Below are 1,460 nucleotides of genomic sequence, written 5' to 3'. Positions count from 1 at the left end.
TGAGCCAATTTCATAATTCGCTTTTATAGAAAAGCCGACACTCATCCAATTTCAAAATGGTCTTTTTTTGAAATTATGCGGCTGTTTCTTTTCCTGTTTTTGAGTGATTCAGTCGTTGTGCTGCGTATCTTTTGGCGTTATACGCCAGCTGAATAAGCAAAACTTCTACTTCGACTAGTTCTGCTTTATAGTGAGTGGTACGATTTAATTTCATGTTTTCTTTCAGGTCTCCGTTTACTCGTTCAACGGCACTGCGTTTGGCGTATAGTTTTTTCCATCCGTTCGTTCCGCGAGCAGGATGATTAAATTTACGTGGATCTGTCTGTTGCTTAATCTTGATCACTTTTTGGCACAGTCCTTCGTGTTGGAGCGGACAAGAGCGACAGCGCTTTTCTGGCAACTTATATTTTAGAGCCCCGTAACGTTTGTCGAAACTATCGTAGATGTAACCTTTTTCAATCAGGCAGGTCGGGGCATAATCACTTGTCCATTCGCCATCATTTTTAGCCACTCGTTTCAGTGGGATGATCGGCTCAAAACCAAGCTCATGAGCCTCTTCGTAGAGGGCTTTCACATCATAACCTTTGTCAAAGATCATATGAACGTTCGCTAAACCAAGCCGCTTGACGTCTCGGATTAACGGAATAGCTGTACTCATATCTGCAATATGAGCAGAAGTCAGAATGCTCGATAGAATATACTGACTTTTCGTTGTAACTGCTAAATGAGCCTTGTATCCATGCCAAAAAACGTTTTTTCCTTTACTGTTCACTTTGATGCCCCATTGTGGAGCGACCGGCAATTCTTGTTTGATGTCATGGGTCGCCATAGTGCGCTGTTTTTCAACACTTGAAACGGCTGGTTTCTCAATTTTTTGAGGTTTCGAATGTGATTCAACAGCGGTAGCGTCAATGGCGACATCTTCACAAAAAACACTAAACGCATTATCGATTTGTCTAAGTAGACGCTCATTCACCTCAATCAATGAGGAACGATGTTCACTCAACGCATGAAGGATGCGAGAGAAGGTCGCTTCTGATGGTGCTCGGTCTGAGTATAAAAATCCCAGACTTAATTTAAAGCGCAGATCAGACTTGATTCGATTGACCAATGTTTTTACATCTGGAATAGCCTCCAGAAATGAGACAATCAGTGCACGAATGGCGGCTTCATAATTCACTGAGAGAGGTGCACCGACCGATTTTTCTTTTTGAAAGAGTTCAACAAGAGGTGACACATCCACTGGGGAGAAAATCTCGACATATTTCTCTTCGATATCCAGTTGTTCCAAAATTTCTAGATCAAATAAAGTGGGTTGTTGTATAATAGCCATAAGGAATCCCTCCTTTTTGAGTACGTGTCGGCTAGGACAACTTAATTGTACCTGATGGGGAGGTTCCTTTTTTGTGTGCTTTGAAAACATTGATATAACAAGGGCTGATAATTATGAAATTAGCTCA

General features: G+C 41.5%; 1 protein-coding gene. It reads right to left on the bottom strand.

Translation table 11 applies throughout. The features are described 5' to 3' along the window. Window positions 1-73: 73 nt before the first annotated feature. Window positions 74-1,333 carry a transposase gene (locus NRIC_RS18790; RefSeq protein WP_146624261.1) on the bottom strand — a complete coding sequence of 420 codons (1,260 nt, stop codon included), beginning with the start codon at window positions 1,331-1,333 and terminating at the stop codon, window positions 74-76. Window positions 1,334-1,460 lie beyond the last annotated feature (127 nt).

Origin of the sequence: Enterococcus florum, from assembly GCF_004309355.1 — a bacterium.
Lineage (GTDB): Bacteria > Bacillota > Bacilli > Lactobacillales > Enterococcaceae > Enterococcus_A > Enterococcus_A florum.
This window is presented reverse-complemented; position numbering and strand designations above follow the sequence as displayed.